We start from the raw sequence: 20125 nt of genomic DNA on the forward strand, positions 1-20125 counted from the left end.
GGCCGGTCAGGCCGAGCCCTGCTCCTCGGCGACCGCGGCGGCGGCCTCGTCGATGATGGCGCGCATCGCGCGTTCGGCGCCGGCCTGATCGCGCATCCGCACGGCGCGGGCCACTTCGTCGTGCAGCGCGATGGCCGCCGGGTTGGGGGAGTCGGGCATCATGCCGTGGTGGGTGCGTCCCGCCAGGACCTCCGACACCACCGCGGTGAGCGCGCGGAACATCTCGTTGCCGCTGGCCTCCAGCAACGTCTGGTGGAAGATCTTGTCCGCCAGCAGGTATGCCTCGAGATTGCCGTCGCGCCCGTGTACCGCCATGTCCGACACGGCGGCGGCCATGATCCGGCACTGGTGCGGGTCGGCGCGCTCGGCAGCCAGGGCGGCCGCGACGGGTTCGAATCCGCGCCGCAACTCCGACAACGACACCAGTTGGGCGGCCCGGTCGCCGGACTCGAGTCGCCAGCGAATCAGCCTGGGGTCGAACACATTCCAGTTGGCCGCCGGCTGAATCGTGATGCCGACCCGGCGGCGGGAGGCGACCATGCCCATCGATTCGAGGACCCGGATCGCTTCCCGGACGACGCTGCGGGAGACGCCGTGTTCCGCGCTCACTCCTTCGAGCGTGATCACCTCGCCGGGGGCGTACCTACCGGAGACCACCGCGGCCCCCAGCGCGCTCAGCACGTTGTCGTGGAGAGCGCCGACGTTTGACGGGGTGGACACGCATAACATCCTGTCATAACTCCGGAGATCTGACTTAGAACCGATGTTTTTCTGTGGCCTCTTGAAAAAGTATGACTTTTGAGTCACGCTGTGTGAGTCAAACCACAACAAGGGGCGGGTGCAGAACATGCCATCACCCATCGTCGTCATGGGCGTTTCAGGATCCGGTAAGTCCACCGTCGGCGCGGCGCTCGCGCAGCGGCTCCGCGTGCCGTTCGCCGATGCGGACGACTTCCATCCCGCCGCCAACATCGCCAAGATGAAGGCCGGTCACCCGCTGAACGACGACGATCGCCGGCCCTGGCTCGAGACCATCGGCCGATGGCTCGGGGAGCACTGCGGCACCGGCGGCGTGATGAGCTGTTCGGCGCTGAAATACAAGTACCGCGTGCAGCTGCGCAGCCACTGCCCGGAGACCCGGTTTCTGCACCTGTTCGGCACCCCCGAGGTCATCGGCGCCCGGCAGGCCAGCCGCCCCGGCCACTTCATGCCGGCGTCGCTGCTCGCCTCACAGTTCGAGACCCTCGAACCCCTGCAAGCCGATGAGGCCGGCATCGTGATCGACGTCGGGCAGAGCATCGATTCGATTGTCGACGAATACATTTCGCGCACCCAAGGGGAGAACCGACGGGGCGAGCGGAGCGACGGGGAGAAGATCTGATGCGCACCGCCGTCACCGTCCTCGCCGACGCACCCAAACTCATCGAACCGGTCTCCTCGGCCACTCAGCTGATCCTGGCCTTCGTGGCCGGCATCAGCGTCATCGTCGTGCTCATCACGCTGCTCAAGCTGCACCCGTTCCTGTCGCTGATCTTCGGTGGCCTGACGGTGGGGCTGACGGCCGGCGAGAACCTCGCCGCGGTTCTCAAATCGTTCTCCGACGGGTTCGGCGCGACGGCGGCCGGCGTGGGCATCCTGATCGCGCTCGGCGCGATGTTCGCCAAGCTGCTCGCGGACTCCGGTGGCGCCGACGAGATCGTCGACACCATCGTGGGTGCCGCCTCGCCCCGAGCCCTGCCGTGGGCGATGGCGCTGGTCGGCGCGATCATCGGGCTGCCGATGTTCTTCGAGATCGGGCTCGTGCTGCTGATGCCCGTCATCTATCTGGTGGCCCGGCGCTCGCAGCAGTCGCTCATCACCATCGGCATCCCGGCACTGGCCGGCCTGTCGGCCATGCACGGCTTCGTGCCACCGCACCCCGGGCCGCTGACCGCCGTCGGACTGCTCAATGCCGACCTCGGGGTCACGCTCGGCCTCGGCGTGCTCGTCGCGGTCCCGACGATCGTCGTCGCGGGCCCGCTGTTCGGCCGCCTCGCCGGCAAGTGGGTCGTCGTCGCGGCACCGGACACCTTCACCACCGATCCGGAAGCCCTTCGGGCACATGGCAAACGGCCCCGCTTCAGCGTCACGCTGTTCTCGGTGCTGCTGCCCGTGGCGCTCATGCTGGGCAAGGCCCTCGTCGACATCTTCATCGACGACAAGACGCAGTGGTTCCGCCGGATCTTCGACGCCGTGGGCACTCCGCTGGTCGCGCTGCTCATCGCCGTCGTGGTCGGCACCGTCACCCTCGGTCGCGGCGCCGGCATGGACCGCACCGCGATCACCAAGTGCATCGAGTCGAGCCTGCCCCCGGTCGCGGGCATCTTCCTGATCGTCGCCGCCGGCGGTGGCTTCAAGCAGGTGCTGGTCGACACCGGCATCGGCACCATGCTGGCGCGCTGGGCCGAAGGCGTGCACATCTCGGTGCTCGTGCTGGCCTGGGTGCTCGCGGTCCTGATCCGGCTGGCCACCGGGTCGGCCACAGTCGCCACCATCACGGCGTCGTCGCTGGTGCTGGGTCTGGTGCATGGGATGGGCACCGGCGAACTGTCTCTGGTGGTGCTCGCCGTGGGCGCCGGCTCGCTGTTCTTCTCGCACGTGAACGACGCCGGCTTCTGGTTGGTCAAGGAGTACTTCAAGCTCAGCGTCGGCCAGACCATCAAGACCTGGTCGATCATGGAGACCGTGCTCTCGGTGTCCGGTCTGGCCATGGTCCTGATCCTGGACGTGTTCGTCTAACTTTCGCGCTGCTGTTTCTCGACGACGATGTGCGCCACCGGAATCGGCATCGGGCGGGGTGCGGCGGACAGTAGCTCCACCAGTGCGGCGTCCAGGGCATCGGCGAGCTGACATCGGCGCGCCGGGTCGGCCGGCTCCAACGCTTCCAGCAGGGTGTCGAACACCGCCGCCCTGGTGAAACCGACCCAGCTCTTGGCGAAAGCCGTTGCGTCACCGTCGGTCTGGTATCGCTGCCAGAAGCGGTCCGGTTCGTCGGCGACCACGAGGTGGGTGATCCGCAGGCGCTCGAAGCGACCCGAAGGGGCGAACGGTGAGCGGAAGTCGGCTTCACTGCGGCCCACGATCGGCAGCCGCATGCGCCGCACCTCCTCGGAGGTGACGAGCCGTTGGTCCTGCAGGTCGGACAGCGCACGCATCAGTCCGTCGAAAAGCGGCTCGAGTCCGAGCCGTCCGTCGTCGTGCTGGCCCATGGTCATGACCACGAGGCGGCCGCCCGGACTCAACTCGCGGCCGCGGAACGCGATGAACTCATGCCAGTCGTGCGCCGCCTGCCGCGCGTACGCGGCGCGCACCTGCGCGTCGGCGCTGTAGGACGGCTGGATGTGATCGGGGATGTCGGACGGCATGCGGCTGAGCCAGTGGATGGCCCACGCCGACCAGCCCAGGTGCACGCCTTCCGACGGCAGGATCTGGCTCAGATACGACCGCCCCACCGCCGAGGCGAACGTGGCCCGATCGGTCCGCAGGTAGCTGAATGCGTCGTCGCGCAAGGTGCGGAACAGGGCGCTGAAATCGTTGTCGGGGATGTCGGTGTGCGTCACCGCGATGGGGTGCTCGGGCCGGATGCGCTTGCGCAGCGCGGTGATGCCCGCGCCGATGGGCAGCAGGCCGTTGTGCGCGTTGCCGCAGCCGTACTCGGCGATCACCACCGGCCGCGGCGCCGCCGGGAGCGGCACCTCGGCGGCGGCCTGTTCGAAAAGCTTTGTGGCCGTGCGGAGTCCGACGGTCTGCAGGCGCGCGCTCCCGATCGGGTCGGGCTGCACCACCACGCTGGACTCGGGCATGTCTCACGGTAGCGCCGTGAGCTGTGTGGCGCGCTCTGAACCAGCGTGGAATCAGTGGCCGGTGCTCGATCGGCAGCTCAGCTGCCGCGGGCCACCCATTCGTCGTAGTGGACCAGCTCGCCGCCGATGGTCGTGGTGTCACCGTGGCCGGTGTAGACGACAGTGTCGCCGGGCAGCTTGCCGAGCTTCTCCGATATCGACGCCAGGATGGTCGGGAAATCCGAGTACGAGCGGCCGGTCGCGCCGGGGCCGCCGTGGAACAGGGTGTCGCCCGAGATCACCGCGCCCAGTTCGGGGATGTGCCAGCACACCGAGCCGGGGGAGTGCCCCGGGGTGTGGATGGCCTTGATCTCCAGGCCGCCCACGGTGAGCACCTGGTCGTCGTCCACGGTGTGAAAAGGGTTGTCCGGGTGGACATCCCGCCACAGCATCTCGTCGGCCGGGTGCAGCAGCACCGGGGCGTCGAGGGCCGCGGACAGTTCCGGGGCGACGGTGATGTGGTCGTTGTGGCCGTGGGTGCAGACGACGGCGACGACGTTGCGGCCGTTCACCGCCTCGATGATGGGCGCGGCGGTGTGGGCGGCGTCGAACACGATGACGTCCGTGTCGTCGCCGACGAGCCAGATGTTGTTGTCGACGTCCCAGGTGCCGCCGTCCAGGCTGAAGGTGCCGCTGGTGACGACGCGCTGGATGGCACTCATTTGAGGACCACCACCGAGCGCAGCACCTCGCCGCTGTGCATCTTGTGGAAGGCGTCCTCGATCTGGTCGAGCCCGATGCGTTCGGTGACGAACTTCTCCAGCGGGAGCCGGCCCTGCAGGTACAGGCTGATGAGGGTGGGGAAGTCGCGTTCGGGCAGGCAGTCGCCGTACCACGACGACTTCAGCGACCCGCCGTGGGAGAAGAAGTCGATCAGCGGCATCTCGAGGGTCATGTCGGGCGTCGGAACACCCACGAGGACAACGGTTCCGGCGAGGTCGCGGGCGTAGAACGCCTGCTTCCAGGTCTCGGGCCGGCCGACGGCGTCGATCACGACGTCGGCGCCGAAACCGTCGGTCAGGTCCTGGATGGTCTCGACGGCGTCGAGGTCGCGGGCGTTGATGGTGTGGGTGGCGCCGAACTCGCGGGCCCAGTGCAGCTTCTTGTTGTCGGTGTCGACGGCGATGATGCGCTTGGCGCCGACCAGGGCGGCGCCGGCGATGGCCGCGTCGCCCACGCCGCCGCAGCCGATGACCGCGACGGTGTCGTCACGCGTCACGCCGCCGGTGTTGATGGCGGCGCCGATGCCGGCCATCACGCCGCAGCCCAGCAGTCCGGCGACGGCCGGGTCGGCCTCGGAATCGACCTTGGTGCACTGGCGTTCGTGCACGAGGGTCTTGTCGGCGAAGGCCCCGATGCCCAGGGCGGGGGTCAGTTCGGTGCCGTCGGTCAGCGTCATCTTCTGGGTGGCGTTGAAGGTGTCGAAGCACAGGTGCGGGCGGCCGCGCTTGCAGGCGCGGCACTCGCCGCACACGGCGCGCCAGTTGAGGATGACGAAGTCGCCGGGGGCGACGTGGGTGACGCCCTCGCCGACCGACTCGACGGTGCCGGCGGCTTCGTGGCCGAGCAGGAAGGGATATTCGTCGTTGATGCCGCCCTCGCGGTAGGTGAGGTCGGTATGGCACACCCCGCAGGCGATGATGTCCACGACGACCTCACCGGGTCCGGGATCGGGGATGACGATGTCGACGAGCTCGATGGGCTGCTTCTTGGCCCGGGAAATCACACCACGCACTGTCTGACTCATGGCTATAACCTAATGCCTCCGGGAAGGGTTGGAATGGTGTCCATACAAATGTCTGGTCAACGGCGGCTCGGCGCCCGCCCATCGGCGCTGCGATGTGTGACAGGGTCGATGACGTGACCGCTCTCGAGCTGCTGGATTCCTGGCCGGTACCGAACGCCGCGGCGGCGGTCGTGTCGCCCGCCGGTGTGCTCGCCACGCACGGACCCGTCGACCGCGCGTTCCGGCTCGCGTCGGTGACCAAGCCTCTGGTGGCCCGCGCCGCGCAGATCGCGATCGAAGAGGGCGTCGTCGAGTTGGACACCCCGGCCGGCCCGCCCGGGTCGACGGTGCGCCACCTCCTGGCACACACCTCGGGTCTCGCGATGCAGACACCCGACGCCATCGCCGCGCCCGGCACGCGCCGCATCTACTCGAATGTCGGGTTCGCGGTACTGGCTCAGGTGCTGCAGCACGAGTCCGGCATCGAATTCGCGCAGTACCTGCGGGAAGCGGTTTTCGAGCCGCTGGGGATGAGCGATTCCGACCTGCCGGGCGCGGCCGAAACCGCCGGCTACGGCGCCTGGTCCACGGTGGCCGACCTGGCGGCATTCGCCGGTGACCTGCTGCGTCCCGCCCTGGTGTCGACGCCCATGCATGCCGACGCGATCTCGGTGCAGTTCCCGGGTCTCGACGGCGTGCTGCCGGGATTCGGATCGCAGCGCCCGAACGACTGGGGTCTGGGTTTCGAGATTCGGGACGGCAAGCAGCCGCACTGGACGGCGGCGGGCAACTCGGGCCGGACGTTCGGCCACTTCGGTCAGTCGGGGACGTTCCTCTGGGTGGATCCCGAAGCGGACCTGGCGCTTGTCGTGCTGACGGACCGCGATTTCGGCGACTGGACGCACGCCGTCTGGCCGGAAGTGTCCGCCGCGGTTCTGCGCGAGTTCGCCTAGCGGACGACCCCGATCATGCTGTCGATCCAGCCGCGCGCGAAGAACAGCAGGAACCCGGCGGCGACGACCCAGAGCAGCGGACTGATCTCTTTGATGCGGCCCGACGCCGCACGCAGCACCGCCCAGGCGATGAAGCCGACGCCGATGCCGTTGGCGATCGAGTAGGACAGCGGCATGACGGCCACGGTCAGCACGACCGGCAGGGCCACCGAAAAGTCGGAGAAGTCGATCTCGCGGAGCACCGAGACCATCAGGGTGCCGACGATGACCAGCGCGGCGGCCGCGACCTCGGTGGGCACGATCTCCGTCAGCGGTGTCAAGAACATTGCGGCCAAGAACAATCCACCGGTCACGAGGCTGGCCAGACCGGTGCGGGCACCTTCGCCGATGCCGGTGCCCGATTCGACGAACACCGTGTTGGACGATGCCGACACCGCGCCGCCGACCACGGCGCCAGTGCCCTCGATCACCAGCGCGGACTGCAGGCGCGGGAAGTTGCCGTGTTCGTCGGACAGACCGGCCTGCCGGGACAGGCCCGTCATGGTGCCCATGGCGTCGAAGAAGTTCGTGAAAAGCAGCGTGAACACCAGCATGAGCGCGGCGATGGCGCCGATCCGGCCGAAGCTGCCGAAGTCCACGTGACCGATCAGGGCCAGGTTGGGCACCGCGAACGGCGAACCGGACAGCGTCGGGACGGACAGGCTCCAGCCGCCGGGCTTTTCCGTCGCCGAGCCGAGGTGCCAGATCGCCTCGATGATGGCGGCCAGCACGGTGCCCGAGATGAGGCCGATGAGGATGCCGCCGCGCACCTTGCGGGCCACCAGCACACCTGAGGTCAGCAGGGTGAACACGAACACCAGGGTCGGGATGGCTCGGACCGAGCCGGTGCCGCCGGCGCCCAGACCCAGCGGCGGCGACGGGTGCCCGGTCGACGCGACGAAGCCGGCGTTGACCAGGCCGATGAACATGATGAACAGCCCGATGCCTGCGGTGATGGCCAGTTTCAGAGGCATGGGCACGGCATCGAAGATCATGCGCCGCAGGCCGGTGACGGCCATCGCGACGATGATCAGGCCTTCGATGACCACCAGCCCCATGGCTTCCGGCCACGTCAGGACGCCCACCACGGAGCTGGCCAGGAACGAGTTGATGCCGAGGCCGGCGGCGAACGCGAAGGGCAGGCGGGCGACGACGCCGAACAGGATCGTCATGGCGCCGGCCGCCAGTGATGTCACCGCCGAGACCTGGCCGAACGGGAGCTTGTGCCCGGCGATGTCTGCCGTGCTCGACAGGATGATGGGGTTCAGCACGATGATGTACGCCATCGCGATGAAGGTCACCGCGCCGCCGCGCAGTTCAGCAGCGACAGTCGAGCCGCGTGCGGAGATCTCGAAGAACCGGTCCAGGGCAGTCACGGCTTAGAAGATAGATGGCGCGCTGGTGCTCCGCGCGGGTGTTTGGGTGTGTCCGGTAATTGCCGGGATCGGCGACGCCGAGTCGGCAACGCCCCTGATCGCGGTGCGATTCTGTGGCCGTCCTGAGAGATTGCGCGACAGACTAGCGCAACAGGGGTCTCAGGCGGCACAATAGACACGCACTAAACAACTGCAACATTTCAGCAACACCAGGTCGTTGGGGAAGACGTCCCTCGTGTAGCTGAAGGAGCAGATGATGCGTGCGTCGAACCAACTCGCCGACGCGACGACGGGCGTGGTGTATATCCATGCCTCTCCCGCGGCGGTATGCCCGCATGTGGAGTGGGCACTTTCGTCGACTCTGTCGGCGCGGGCGAACCTCAAGTGGACGCCCCAACCCGCCATGCCCGGTCAGCTGCGCGCCATCACCAATTGGATGGGACCCGTCGGCACCGGAGCTCAACTCGCCAGCGCTTTGCGGTCGTGGTCGGTGCTGCGCTTCGAGGTGACCGAGGATCCGAGCACCGGCGTCGACGGCCACCGCTGGTGCCACACCCCGACGCTGGGCCTGTGGAGCGGATCGATGAGCGCCAACGGCGACACCGTGGTCGGCGAGCAGCGGCTGCGCGCGCTGATGGAGGGCGGCGCCGACATGCTCGCCGCTGAACTCGACACCGTGCTCGGCACCGCCTGGGACGAGGCGCTGGAGCCGTATCGCGGCGGCGGCGCCGAGGTCGGCGAGGTCAGCTGGCTGAACCGGGGCGTCGGCTAGTTCGACCGGTCCACGCGGCTGTCGCATCGACGCGAGCGTGCACACAGCTCGCCGAACCGGCGAGATTCGCGATCCACGTGCACCTTCGCGGTCGATAGAGTTCTACGCGCCGATCCATCCCCGGCTAGCTGACCCGGTAGTGCTCCGGTTCGGGCTCGCTCAGCATGCTGGTGATCGTGGCGACGTCGAACGGCCACAGGTCGATGGTGCCGCCTTCGCTGAAGTACCAGGAGTTGCAGCCGGTGTTCCACACCGTCGGCTCCATGGCCTCGACAGCGGCGGCGTTGAATTCGTCGGTGGCCGCCTCGGTCACTTCGACCTCGTTGATCTCGCCACGCTCGAAACGCTTGAGCCACTTCACGATGTACCGCGCGGTGAGTTCCGCGGTGTACTGCAGCGAGATGGACCCCGTGGGTGAGTTCGGGCCCAGCACGGTGAACAGATTCGGGAAGCCGGGGATCGCGGTCATCCGGTAGGCGCGCGGGCCTTTGACCCAGGCGTCGTCCAGGGTGACGCCGTCGCGCCCCACCACCTGCATCGGACGCATGTAGTTGTGCGCCTGAAAACCGGTGGCCAGCACGGCGATATCGATCCTGTGGTGCTCGCCCTCCGTGGTGCGGATGCCGGTGGGCGTGAACTCCGCGATGCGATCGGTGACGAGTTGGGCATTGGGGGCCTTGATCGCCTGGTAGTACGTGCCCGACAACACCTGCCGTTTGCACAGCGGCTGGTAGTCGGGCGTCAGCTCGGCACGCAACTTCGGGTCGCGGACCTGGGCCCGCAGGCTCAGTCGGGCGTACTGCTGCACCAGCTTGCGACGCCACGTCGGCTTGGTCACGATGTCGACGAGAACGCTCGAACCCCACAGCGGAATGCGTTCGGCGACAGCCTGATACAGCTGCGGCATGGCGCGCAGCAGCGCGGTGACGGCACCCAGCTGCGGCAACTTCATCGGTGCCCACAGCATCCACTGCGGCGACCGCGCGAAGTGCAGCAGCCTGCCGGCGGTGGGCTGCAACGCCGAAACCACCTGCACGCCGGTCGACCCGGTGCCGATCACGGCGATGCGCTTGCCCGCGGTCTCGAGTTCGGGATCCCACCGGGCGGTGTGCACGACGGTGCCCTCGAAGGCGTCCATGCCGGGGATGTCCGGCGTGAAGGGGTGGTGCAGCACGCCCGTGGCACAGATGACGAAATCGGCTGTCAGCGTCTCGTTCTGGGTCGTGACGGTCCAGGTGTGTTCGTCCTGGTTGTAGTGCAGCGCCGTGACCTCGGTGTTGAGGCGCAGGTGCTTGTCGAGCCCGAAGCGCTCGACGACGTCGCGGTGATACTCCTGAATCTCCTGGCCACCGGCCCAGATATGGCTCCAGTCGGGCTTGGGCGCGAAGGCGAACTGGTAGATGTGCGACGGCACATCACACGTCAGCCCGGGGTAGCGGTTCCAGTGCCACACCCCGCCGACGTCCGAACCCTTCTCCAGGATGGTGAAGTTGGTGAACCCGGCCTGCTGGAAGGTGTACGCGGAGGCGATCCCGGCGACGCCGGCGCCGATGATGACGATGCGCGGATCACGTGTGCTCATCAGGACTCCCAGGCTCGACGCACCGTGTTCGGTGCGGTGGTCATGGCGGATTCGAACGCCGCGCGCCGCTTGCCGCGCAGCATGAAGTTGGCACCCAGGCCGGCCAGATCGTCGGCGTCCGGTTGGATCACGACGACCTCGATGCCGCGGGCCCGGGCGGTGGCGACTTCGGCATCCAGCACGGTGGACATCGGGCGGCGCAGCAGTCGGTGTTCGAGGATGCCGCCCAACCCCGGTGCGCGAACGCCGCTTTCGGAGGCCATCGGCGTGATGACGTAGATGAGGTCGGCGTCGTCAGGGCTGATGAGGTCGACCGACGCGGTGGACGCGGCGCCGCCGTCGACGAACGTGCGATCGCCGATACGGACCGGTGGCATCCAGCCGGGGACACCCCATGACGCCCGGAGTGCTTCGCCCGCCGTGGCTTTCGGCGCGCCGGGGGCGCCGAAAGCCACCCGCTCGCCGCGCTGGTAGTCGAATGCCACCATGCGGGCGCCCGGGTGATCCAGCCAACCCGATTTGTTGGCGAAGCCAGATGCCAAGTGCTGCAGCCAGTCTGCGTTGCCGCGGCCGGTCGGTGCGATGCCGGTGACCGCGGCCAGGCCGTTCTGACTGCGCAGAAGTGCGGGGTTGAGCAGGCGGGGTGCCGGCAGCGGCGGCAGGCTCGGCGGCGTCGCCTCGATGTGCCGGCGCAGACGTTCGTCGGTACTGGTGCCGCGGTGCATCGCGACCAGGTCGTCGACGGACGCGCCGCCGCCGAGCATCGTGACGATCTCGGCGCCCGCCGAGGTGCCCTGCAACACCGAGGCTTCCCGCGGGTCCCAACCGGTCTACTCCTGGAGGGCGTGCAGGGCCGCGACGATCCAGGCGCCGCCGATGGTCCCGCCGCAGCCGATGACGAGCGCCCGCTTCATCGGCGCGCTTCCGAGTTCGACTCGACATCATGGTCTTTCGACTGCCGCTCGATCCGATCCAGGTAGGCCGAACGGCCGACGGGGTCGAGGGCGGTCAGGGCGCGGCGATCGTCGATGAGCGCGCGTGCCGCACGCTGGACGAACTCCGGCACCAGCGCGTCGACCAGAGCCCAGCCTGGTGCCACCCATTGGGGTACCGAGGTCCGGGCGGCCTTGGTGCGCAACGTCTTGAGGACCGCCTGCGCGACATCTTCCGGGTCGACCGTCGGCATGCCGCCGCCGAGTTGGACGCCGGAGGACAGTTCGGTGCGGACTGCTGACGGCAGCACCGCGCACACGGTGACGCCCGTTCCGGCGTATTCGGTTCTCGCCGCCAGCGACGCCCCGACGGCGGCGAACTTGCTGGCGTTGTAGGTCACCATGCCCGGGACGGGAATCATGCCCGCCATCGATGCGATGTTCACGACGTGGCCGCTGCCGCGCGTGATCATCAGCGGGATCACTGCCCGCATGCCGTTGAGCACGCCCCGGACGTTGACGTCGAGGATCAGGTCGGTCGTGGCCTCGGCTTCGGACTCGAAAGCGCCCAGCGGCATCACGCCGGCGTTGTTGATAAGGATGTCGATGCGGCCGGACTCCTTGACCACCTGCCCGACGAACTGGTCCCAGGAGTCACGCCGGGTGACATCGAGGCGTGCGCTGCGACAGCGGGGGATTTTGCGGGCCGTCTGCTCGGCGATGTCGGCGTCGACGTCGCCGATCCACACGGTGGCGCCGTGCTGAGAGAACAGCTCGGCGGTCTTGGCGCCGATGCCCCTGGCACCTCCGGTGATGATGACTGTGGCGCCGTCGAGTGACATGGCGCGTCGTGCTAGCTGCATCGATAGCCTCGAATCTGCTGGTAGGAGCCTTGCTGGCTCGTTCGAATACTCACGGTATCCGAATTCTCCGAGTAAAGCCAGTACTCCCGGTATCGCAAACCATTAATATCAACGCATGCCGCGATTGACCAGGGTGCAGCGTCAGGAACAGACGCGTGCCGAACTGCTCGACGCGGCGAAGGCCCGGTTTCTCGAGCACGGTTATGCCTCCACGAGCCTCGAGGACATCGCCGACGACGCCGGCTACAGCAAGGGCGCGGTGTATTCGAATTTCGGCAGCAAGCCGGTCCTGTGCCGGGAGGTGCTCGAGGCCATCCACCGCGAGAAGTTCGCCGAGATGTCAGAGCTGGCGATGTCGGATGCCGATGTGCCGAGCCGCGTCGAGGCGGTGAACGCCTGGCTGGAACGGACCGCCGGCGACGTGGGCTGGACGATGCTGGAACTCGAATTCGTGGTGCTGTCGCGCAACGATCCCGAGTTGGGGCAGATGGTCACGGACCTTCGCAACGAAGCCGCTCAGATGGTCGTCGACGTATTGCGTTCGCTCGCGGTCGATTTGGGGCTCGGCGAAGAGCAGATGGTCGCCGCCGGGGTGATCGACAGCTTCGACGACATCGGCAACCTGTTTCTCAGCGCCGGCATCGGGCTCGGGATTCAGCGTGCCGTCGATCCGACACTGCCGGCCCGGCCGGTCACCGGCGCCATCACCCGGTTGATGAATCTGCTTGCGCTGCTTGCCGCTACGCAGGACTGACGACCGCCGGACTACGGAACCAGGACCCGCAGCGCGTTGGGCACCGCGGACACCGTCACCGGCAGCGGGCACACGTATTCGCCGTCGGCATAGGCGTTGATGCCCGGCACGTCGATGGTGACGGTTCGGGCCCGCCGCGTGGTCACCTCGTCGAGGTGGACATGCGTGCCCTTGAACACCGTGGGGAACAGCCGGATCAGTTTGGTGCGCGACGCCGAGGCCGCCATCGTGACATCGAGCAGGCCGTCGCCCAGGTCGGCGCCCGGGCAGATCAGCATGCCGCCGCCATAGCTCTTGCCATTGCCGAAAGTCGCCAGTGTCACGGGGATTTCCTGCTCGGGACCGCCGTCGAAACTGACCCGCGCCGTGTGCAGCCGCAACTGCGACAGCTCGACCAGCATGGCCGCGTTGTAGCGCATCCGGCCCCGCGGCCACGTCATCCGGTTGGCGCGATCGGTGACCAGCGAGTCGAAGCCTGCTGACATCACCGTGCCGAACCAGCGGACGGTGCCGTCGGCGCCCTCGATCCGGCCCAGGTCGATGGTGCGGGTGCGGCCTGTCGCGATGATGTCGGCGGCGGCTTCCGGGTCGTCGCGCGGAATCTCGAACTCGCGGGCATGGTCGTTGCCGGTGCCGGCCGGGATGATGCCGAGCGGCACGTCGCCCTGCGCAAGTGCCTGCAGCGCAAGGGAGATGATGCCGTCACCGCCGGCCACCACCACCGCGTCGGTGCCGTGGTCGAGTGCCTCGTCGAGCAGTTGGCGGGCATGGGCGGCGTCGGACCCGATCAGCTCGACCACGTCGACACCGCGGCGTTGCAGCCGCACGACGGCGCGCTGCGCTGCCGCCGAGCCGCGTCCCTGGCCCGAGGCGGGGTTGGTCAGCAGGGTGACTCTCACGGGATCAGCTTGCCCGGGTTGAGGATTCCGCCGGGATCGAGCACGTTCTTGACGGCGCGCAGTACCTCGACGCCCAGGTCGCCGACCTCGGCCGTCATCCACGGCTTGTGGTCGGCGCCGACGGCGTGGTGGTGGGTGATGGTGGCGCCGCAGCGCACCATGGCCTCGGACGCCGCGGTTTTCGCCGCGCGCCACTGCTCGATGGGGTTGCCGCGCTGGCCGGCCACGACCGTGAAGTACAGCGAGGCACCGGTGGGGTAGACGTGCGAGATGTGGCACATCACCAAAGCCGGTGTGCCGCTTTCCTGTAGCGAGCTGGTGAGGGCCTCGGTGACGGCCGCCTTCAGCGCCGGCACGTTGGACCACGTCGTCGCGGTCTCCAAGGTCTCGCACAGGGCGCCGGCCGTGAGCAGTGAGTCGCGTAGATACGGGGCGCCGAACCGGCCGTGCTGCCACGCGCGGGCCGGGGCCTCGCCGAGCGAGGTGCCACCCTGAGCGGCCAGCAGCGCACGCGTCTCGTCGTGGCGGCTCTCGGTGTGCGCGGCCGTGCCTTCGAACAGCGTGATGGCCAGGCAGCCACCGGTGATGGTCTGCTCGCCGATGCTGTCGGTGGTGGCCAGGTTGATGCCGGTCTCCACCTCATCGGACAGGCGGATGACCGTCGGGCCGGTGCCGGTCTGCACGACGGCGCGCAAAGCCGCTGCGCCGGTGGCGAAGTCGGGGAAGGACCACGCCTCGTAGCGGGTGGTCTCGGGCACCGGGTGCACGCGCACCCGCACCCGGGTGATGACGCCGAAGGTGCCCTCCGAGCCGACGATCAGCTGACGCAGGTCGGGCCCGGCTGCCGACGCGGGGGCGCGGCCCAGGTCCAGGACGCCGGCCGGGGTGACGACGGTGAGTCCGCGCACCATGTCGTCGAACCGGTTGTAGCCGGCCGAGTTCTGCCCCGACGACCGCGTCGCGGCGAACCCGCCGATGGTCGCGAATTCGAAGCTCTGCGGGAAGTGGCCGAGCGAAAAGCCCTCGGCGCCAAGGAGTTCCTCGGCCTGGGGGCCGGTGACGCCGGCCTCGAGCTCGGCCTCGCCGGATTCCTTGTCGAGCCCGACCAGCCGGTCCAGGCGGCGCAGGTCCAGCGATACGACGGCGCTGAAGCCGTTCCGGATCGGGTCGAGTCCGCCGACCACACTGGTGCCACCACCGAACGGGACGACGGCGATGCGGTGTTCGGTGCAGTACTGGAGCACCCGGGCGATCTCGTCCTCGGAGCCGGGCAGCAGGATCGCGTCCGCTGCGTCCTGCTCGCCGGTGTCCTTGCGGCGCAACAGGTCCAGTGTCGACTTGCCGCCGGCCCGCAGCAGGCGGTCGTGATCGTCGGTTCGGCAGAACTCGTCGCCGACGATCGCCGCGAGTGCAACGCGGTCGGCGTCCGCCAGGGCGGACGGGCGCAACGTGACCTGGTCGGCCTCGAGCTCGTCGGCCGGCGTCGCGTCGATGCCCAGGGCCGCGGTCAGCAGGCCGCGGATGCCGTCGGACAGGGGCTTGGCTGCAGCGGGGTCACCCCAGGCGTTCCACTTCATCGGCGGTTCGAGGTGGTCACGTGTCGCGGTCATGCGTTACAGTATTACACATGATGTCAATCAGTAACGATGAAGCTCGGGATTCTCTGGATGCCCGAATCATCGACGCTGCGGCTGATTGCGTGATCGCCTTCGGCGTGGATCGCGTGACGTTGGCCGAGATCGCACGTCGTGCCGGCGTCAGCCGGCCGACGGTGTACCGGCGCTGGCCGGACACGCAGGCGATCCTCGCGGCGCTGCTGACGGCACGAATCACCAACGCGCTCAATGAGGTTGCCGTCACTGGCGACGACCGCGAGGCGATCGTCAAACGCATGGTCGGCATGGCGGAGCGGCTGCGCGCCGACGAAGTCATCATGTCCGTCCTGAGCAGCGCACCCGCGCTGGCGATGGTCTACATCTCGCAGCGCATGGGCACCAGCCAGCAGATCCTGCTGGAAGTGCTGGCCGGCGCGCTCGCCACGGCGCAGGCCGACGGCAGCGTCCGCCCCGGCGACCCCAGGCAACTCGCCGCCATGTGCCTGCTGATCGTCCAGTCCGCCATCCAGTCGGCGCAGATGGTCGCGCCTGTCCTCGACGTTGCCGCGCTGGACATCGAACTCGCGCACTCCCTGAACGGATACCTGAAACCATGAGCAGCAGTGCCCTCAACGCCGCCCGCCGCACAGCCGAGCTGACGGCGCTGGCGGACGGCGAGACCGTCGACGTCGTCGTCATCGGCGGCGGCATCACCGGCGTGGGCATCGCGCTGGACGCCGCGACCCGCGGACTGTCGACGGTGCTCGTCGAGAAGCACGACCTGGCGTTCGGCACCAGCCGGTGGAGTTCCAAACTCGTGCACGGCGGCCTGCGCTACCTGGCCACCGGAAACGTGGGCATCGCCCGGCGCAGCGCCATCGAGCGCGGCATCCTGATGAGCCGCAACGCCCCGCACCTCGTGCACGCCATGCCGCAACTCGTGCCGCTGCTGTCCGAGATTAACCGGGCCTCAAGGGCTTTGGTGCGTACCGGATTCATCGCCGGCGACGGCCTGCGCCGGCTGGCCGGCACATCGGCGTCGATCCTGCCGCGGTCGGGACGGGTCGACGCGGCCCGCGCGGCGGAGTTGGTGCCCGCGGTGCGCCGCGACGGACTCGACGGCGCGTTGCTCGCCTACGATGGCCAACTGATCGACGACGCCCGTCTGGTCACCGCGGTGGCGCGCACCGCCGCCCAGCATGGCGCCCGCATCCTGACCCGGGTGGCGGCGTCCGACGCCACCGGCACCTCGGTGCGGCTGACCGACCAACTCACCGGGGAAACTTTCGATCTGACGGCGCGCGCGGTGATCAACGCCGCCGGCGTGTGGGCCGGTGAGCTCGACGGCGCGATCAAGCTGCGGCCCAGCCGCGGCACCCACCTGGTGTTCGACGCCGCGGCGTTCGGCAATCCGACTGCGGCGCTGACGGTTCCGATCCCGGGCGAGCTCAACCGGTTCGTCTTCGCCATGCCCGAACAGCTCGGCCGCGTCTACCTCGGCCTCACCGACGAGGACGCGCCCGGCCCCATTCCGGATGTGCCGCAACCGACTCCGGCCGAGATCACGTTCCTGCTCGACACCGTCAACACCGCGCTGGCGACGAGCCTGGGGCCGGACGACGTCCTGGGTGCCTACGCGGGGCTGCGGCCATTGATCGATACCGGCGAGGGCAACACCGCCGACGTGTCGCGCGATCACGCCGTCGTCGTGTCCGGCAGCGGTGTGCTCAGCGTCATCGGTGGCAAGCTCACCGAATACCGGTACATGGCCGAGGATGTGCTGAATCGGGCGATGTCGCTGCGCGGGCTCGGCGCGGGGGAGTGCCGGACCCGGAATCTGCCGCTGGTCGGCGCTCCGGAGAACCCGGTGTCAGTGGATCGTCTTGCGGCGCTGCCGGAGTCGCTCGTGGCGCGCTACGGCGCCGAGGCGCCGAACGTGTTCGCCGCCGCCACGTGTGAGCGTCCCACCGAGCCGGTGGCCGACGGCATCGACGTCACCCGCGCCGAATTCGAATACGCCGTCACGCACGAAGGCGCGCTGACCGCCGACGACATCCTGGACCGCCGGACCCGGATCGGGCTCGTCGACGCCGACCGCGACCGCGTCGCCGAGGTGGCACAGGAGTTCATCTAGCTCCAAGACCCGTGTTGGAATCAGCATGATTCTGACGGAATCGCAGCCACGTCCGGTGGTCACGCCTGTCGCGGCACCGGGATCGGAGTCAACGGCAGTTCCCGGTGACGGCGCTTGGCTCTAGATTCCGGAGAGAAGTCTGCATTCGCCACTGCTCTTCTCTTGTGGTGGCATCACGTTCCCGGGAGTTGAGAAATGCCTGTTCTGACCACGACCACTCGCAACGGCAGTCGCGTCGAGTTCTCGCGGTAGACCGATGGCAATCACATTGCACTGGTTCCTGCCGACCAACGGTGACTCGCGCACCGACCTGAGTCTCGGCAACGCGGTCGGTGGCGCAGGCAGCCGGGCCGACGCCTTCGGCGCGGATCGGGCTCCCGACCTCGACTACCTCAGCCTGGTGGCCGGCGCCGCGGAGAAACTCGGGTTCACCGGCGCGCTGACCCCCACCAGCAGCTGGTGTGAGGACGCCTGGGTGTTCACGGCAGCGCTGACCCAGCGGACCGAACACTTCAAGTACCTCGTGGCCTTCCGGCCGGGGCTGCAGGCGCCGACCCTGGTCGCCCAGGCCGCCGCCACCTACCAGCGCATCTCGCGAAACCGATTGCTGCTCAACGTCGTCACCGGTGGTGATGACATCGAGCAGCGCCGCTTCGGCGACTACCTCGGCAAGTCGGAGCGCTACGAGCGGGCCGCCGAGTTCCTCACGATCTTCCGGCAGCTGTGGTCCGGCGAGCCGGTCACCTTCACCGGCAAGCACCTGTCCGTGGAGAACGCGACGATCATCCCGGCCGAGACCTGGCCGGACATCTACCTGGGCGGCTCGTCGGCCGAAGCGCTGGAAGTGGCCGCCGAACACGCCGACGTGTATCTGACCTGGGGTGAGCCGCCCGCTCAGGTCGCCGAGAAGCTCGACGCCGTGCGTCACCAGGTCAAGAACCTGGGCCGAGCGCGGCGCGCTGCCGGGGAACTGCGGTTCGGGATTCGGCTGCACGTCATCAGCCGCCCCACGGAAGAGGAGGCGTGGGCGCAGGCCGACAAACTGCTCGCGGGCCTCGATCCCGAGAGCATCAAGCGCGCCCAGCAGGTGCAGCGCAGCTCGCAGTCCGAGGGGCAACGCCGGATGTCGGCCCTCCACGGCGGTCGGACCGACAACCTGGAGGTCTCGCCCAACCTGTGGGCCGGTATCGGTCTGGTCCGTGGTGGCGCCGGCACCGCACTGGTCGGCAGTCATGAGCAGGTCGCCGACCGCATCGCCGAGTACCACGAGCTGGGCCTCGACGAGTTCATCCTGTCCGGGTATCCGCATCTGGAAGAGGCCTTCAGCTTCGGCGAGGGCGTCATCCCGATCCTGGCGGAGCGCGGCCTGCTCGCTGATCGGCACTCCTGAGACATGGCCCGCACCCGGGCTCCCCGGAGCCACGCCGAAGTCGTCGCCGTCGCGGAAGAGTTCGCGGCATCGGTGAAGCCCGGTGCGGCAGAACGTGATCGGGCCGGTGCGGTACCCCGCGCCGAAGTGGCCGAGTTCGACAAGCTGGGCCTGCCGGCCGTCACGGTGCCGATCGACGACGGGGGAGACGGGCTCGGGCCGCGTACGCTGGCCGAGGTCATCAGGATCGTCGCGGCCGCGGATCCCGCGCTGGCGCAGACGCCGCAGGGTCACTACCTGGCGGTGGACATCCTGCGCCTGCTCGGCACACCACTGCAGCGGGCCCGAATCCTGCCGGCTGTCGTCGACGGCGCGCGCATCGCCCCGGTGCTCGCCGAGCGCGGCGGTCACCATGCCCAGGACCTCAAGACGCGCCTGGTCAAGGACGGTGCGCGGTGGCGACTCGACGGCACCAAGTACTACTGCACCGGTGCCATCACGTCGCGGTGGCTGGCGGTCAGCGCGCTCGATCCCGCCGACCGTCTCGTGCTGGCCTTCGTCGAACGTGACGCCCCCGGGGTGTCGATCGACGAGGACTGGGCCGCCATGGGGCAGCGCTCGACCGTGAGTGGCACCACCACGCTCGACGGCGTCGCCGTCGACAGCGATCTGGTGGTGCCCTACTGGTCGGCATTCGAGAAGCCGCAACTGCTCGGTGCCCGCGCGCAGCTGGTGCACACCGCCATCGAAGCCGGCATCGCCGAGGGTGCCCTGGCCGATGCCGCCGAGTTCGTCCGCACCCGCAGCCGGCCGTTCTTCGAGGCGGTGCGCTACGGCGGCGCCAAGGCCGCGAGCGACGATCCGCACATCCTGCTGCGGTTCGGTCAGCTCGCCACCCGGACGCGCGCGTCGACCCAGCTGTTACGTTGGGCCGCAGGCGAACTCGAAGACATCGGGCTCGATGTCGCCGATCCCGACGCCGCCGCGCACGGCTCGATTGCGGTTGCGCAGGCCAAGGCCTTCGCCAGTGACGTGGCCGTCGACGTCGCCAGTCAGCTGTTCGCGTTGACCGGCGCGAGCGGCACCGACCGCCGCCACGACCTCGACCGGCACTGGCGCAATGCGCGGACCCACAGCGTGCACGACCCCGTCGACTGGAAGTACCACCACATCGGCGCGTGGGAGCTCTCCGGTGTCGCGCCGCCCAATCACGGGCAGATCTGAACCACTTGCGATCCGGGCGATTCTGA

The 20125-nt window shown here is 68.7% G+C and carries 18 protein-coding genes and 1 pseudogene; 9 read left to right on the plus strand and 10 right to left on the minus strand.

Going from position 1 to position 20125, the window contains the following annotated elements; translation table 11 throughout:
- Positions 1-6 precede the first annotated feature (6 nt).
- On the minus strand, positions 7-720 hold the full coding sequence (locus ACJH6I_RS12575) for a FadR/GntR family transcriptional regulator (protein ID WP_371824531.1): 714 nt from the start codon (positions 718-720) through the stop codon (positions 7-9).
- Between the two features lie 127 nt (positions 721-847).
- On the opposite strand from ACJH6I_RS12575, the gene ACJH6I_RS12580 reads away from it, so the two are divergent.
- On the plus strand, positions 848-1381 hold the full coding sequence (locus tag ACJH6I_RS12580; RefSeq protein WP_212812187.1) for a gluconokinase: 534 nt from the start codon (positions 848-850) through the stop codon (positions 1379-1381).
- Positions 1381-2778 carry a GntP family permease gene (locus ACJH6I_RS12585; RefSeq protein ID WP_212812186.1) on the plus strand — a complete coding sequence of 466 codons (1398 nt, stop codon included), beginning with the start codon at positions 1381-1383 and terminating at the stop codon, positions 2776-2778. The genes ACJH6I_RS12580 and ACJH6I_RS12585 overlap by 1 nt, the downstream gene beginning before the upstream one ends.
- Here the strand turns inward: ACJH6I_RS12585 and ACJH6I_RS12590 are convergent.
- The 3 genes from ACJH6I_RS12590 to ACJH6I_RS12600 all read right to left on the minus strand — a co-directional run bounded on the left by ACJH6I_RS12590 (position 2775) and on the right by ACJH6I_RS12600 (position 5628).
- Positions 2775-3842, minus strand: a complete 1068-nt coding sequence (locus ACJH6I_RS12590; protein WP_212812185.1) for an SAM-dependent methyltransferase — start codon at positions 3840-3842, stop codon at positions 2775-2777. The two genes, ACJH6I_RS12585 and ACJH6I_RS12590, sit on opposite strands and share 4 nt — an antisense overlap.
- Before the next feature lie 77 nt (positions 3843-3919).
- Positions 3920-4543: an MBL fold metallo-hydrolase gene (locus tag ACJH6I_RS12595; RefSeq protein WP_212812184.1), complete on the minus strand. Its 624-nt coding sequence runs from the start codon at positions 4541-4543 to the stop codon at positions 3920-3922.
- The gene (locus ACJH6I_RS12600; protein WP_053853984.1) at positions 4540-5628 is read right to left on the minus strand and encodes an S-(hydroxymethyl)mycothiol dehydrogenase; all 1089 of its coding nucleotides are present in this window, start codon (positions 5626-5628) and stop codon (positions 4540-4542) included. Before ACJH6I_RS12600 ends, ACJH6I_RS12595 begins: the two co-directional genes overlap by 4 nt.
- A 113-nt stretch (positions 5629-5741) precedes the next feature.
- Between ACJH6I_RS12600 and ACJH6I_RS12605 the strand changes: the two genes are divergently transcribed.
- Positions 5742-6560 (plus strand): serine hydrolase, encoded by an 819-nt coding sequence (locus tag ACJH6I_RS12605; RefSeq protein ID WP_212812183.1) that lies wholly within the window; start codon positions 5742-5744, stop codon positions 6558-6560.
- Here the strand turns inward: ACJH6I_RS12605 and ACJH6I_RS12610 are convergent.
- Positions 6557-7975 carry an NCS2 family permease gene (locus ACJH6I_RS12610; RefSeq protein ID WP_212812182.1) on the minus strand — a complete coding sequence of 473 codons (1419 nt, stop codon included), beginning with the start codon at positions 7973-7975 and terminating at the stop codon, positions 6557-6559. The genes ACJH6I_RS12605 and ACJH6I_RS12610 overlap by 4 nt on opposite strands.
- A 256-nt stretch (positions 7976-8231) precedes the next feature.
- Here ACJH6I_RS12610 and ACJH6I_RS12615 point away from each other — a divergent pair, with 256 nt between their 5' ends.
- Positions 8232-8747, plus strand: coding sequence for a DUF3145 domain-containing protein (locus ACJH6I_RS12615; RefSeq protein ID WP_212812181.1), 516 nt, complete (start codon positions 8232-8234; stop codon positions 8745-8747).
- Positions 8748-8871: 124 nt separating this feature from the next.
- Here ACJH6I_RS12615 and ACJH6I_RS12620 read toward each other — a convergent pair whose 3' ends face one another.
- The 3 genes and pseudogenes from ACJH6I_RS12620 to ACJH6I_RS12630 form a co-directional block, all read right to left on the minus strand.
- A complete protein-coding gene (locus ACJH6I_RS12620; RefSeq protein ID WP_212812180.1) occupies positions 8872-10329 on the minus strand; it encodes an NAD(P)/FAD-dependent oxidoreductase in 1458 nt (485 codons plus the stop codon).
- A pseudogene (locus ACJH6I_RS12625) lies at positions 10329-11243 on the minus strand (patatin-like phospholipase family protein). The gene ACJH6I_RS12620 and the pseudogene ACJH6I_RS12625 overlap by 1 nt, the downstream one beginning before the upstream one ends.
- A complete protein-coding gene (locus ACJH6I_RS12630) occupies positions 11240-12103 on the minus strand; it encodes an SDR family oxidoreductase (RefSeq protein WP_244872608.1) in 864 nt (287 codons plus the stop codon). The pseudogene ACJH6I_RS12625 and the gene ACJH6I_RS12630 overlap by 4 nt, the downstream one beginning before the upstream one ends.
- A 136-nt stretch (positions 12104-12239) precedes the next feature.
- Here ACJH6I_RS12630 and ACJH6I_RS12635 point away from each other — a divergent pair, with 136 nt between their 5' ends.
- Positions 12240-12878, plus strand: coding sequence for a TetR/AcrR family transcriptional regulator (locus ACJH6I_RS12635; protein WP_212812177.1), 639 nt, complete (start codon positions 12240-12242; stop codon positions 12876-12878).
- Between the two features lie 11 nt (positions 12879-12889).
- On the opposite strand, the gene ACJH6I_RS12640 is transcribed toward ACJH6I_RS12635, so the two are convergent.
- On the minus strand, positions 12890-13777 hold the full coding sequence (locus tag ACJH6I_RS12640) for a diacylglycerol kinase (RefSeq protein ID WP_212812176.1): 888 nt from the start codon (positions 13775-13777) through the stop codon (positions 12890-12892).
- Entirely contained in the window at positions 13774-15354 is a 1581-nt protein-coding gene (locus ACJH6I_RS12645; RefSeq protein WP_371824562.1) for an FAD-binding oxidoreductase, read from the minus strand. Before ACJH6I_RS12645 ends, ACJH6I_RS12640 begins: the two co-directional genes overlap by 4 nt.
- A gap of 50 nt (positions 15355-15404) precedes the next feature.
- Here ACJH6I_RS12645 and ACJH6I_RS12650 point away from each other — a divergent pair, with 50 nt between their 5' ends.
- The 4 genes from ACJH6I_RS12650 to ACJH6I_RS12665 all read left to right on the plus strand — a co-directional run bounded on the left by ACJH6I_RS12650 (position 15405) and on the right by ACJH6I_RS12665 (position 20099).
- Complete coding sequence (locus ACJH6I_RS12650) at positions 15405-15989, plus strand: TetR/AcrR family transcriptional regulator (protein WP_212812174.1); 585 nt, start codon at positions 15405-15407, stop codon at positions 15987-15989.
- Positions 15986-17506 carry a glycerol-3-phosphate dehydrogenase/oxidase gene (locus tag ACJH6I_RS12655; protein WP_212812173.1) on the plus strand — a complete coding sequence of 507 codons (1521 nt, stop codon included), beginning with the start codon at positions 15986-15988 and terminating at the stop codon, positions 17504-17506. The genes ACJH6I_RS12650 and ACJH6I_RS12655 overlap by 4 nt, the downstream gene beginning before the upstream one ends.
- A 256-nt stretch (positions 17507-17762) precedes the next feature.
- On the plus strand, positions 17763-18896 hold the full coding sequence (locus tag ACJH6I_RS12660; RefSeq protein ID WP_212812172.1) for an LLM class flavin-dependent oxidoreductase: 1134 nt from the start codon (positions 17763-17765) through the stop codon (positions 18894-18896).
- Between the two features lie 3 nt (positions 18897-18899).
- Complete coding sequence (locus ACJH6I_RS12665; RefSeq protein WP_212812171.1) at positions 18900-20099, plus strand: acyl-CoA dehydrogenase family protein; 1200 nt, start codon at positions 18900-18902, stop codon at positions 20097-20099.
- Positions 20100-20125 lie beyond the last annotated feature (26 nt).

It is taken from the genome of Mycobacterium sp. SMC-13 (assembly GCF_045311035.1).
In the GTDB taxonomy this organism is placed as follows: Bacteria; Actinomycetota; Actinomycetes; order Mycobacteriales; family Mycobacteriaceae; genus Mycobacterium.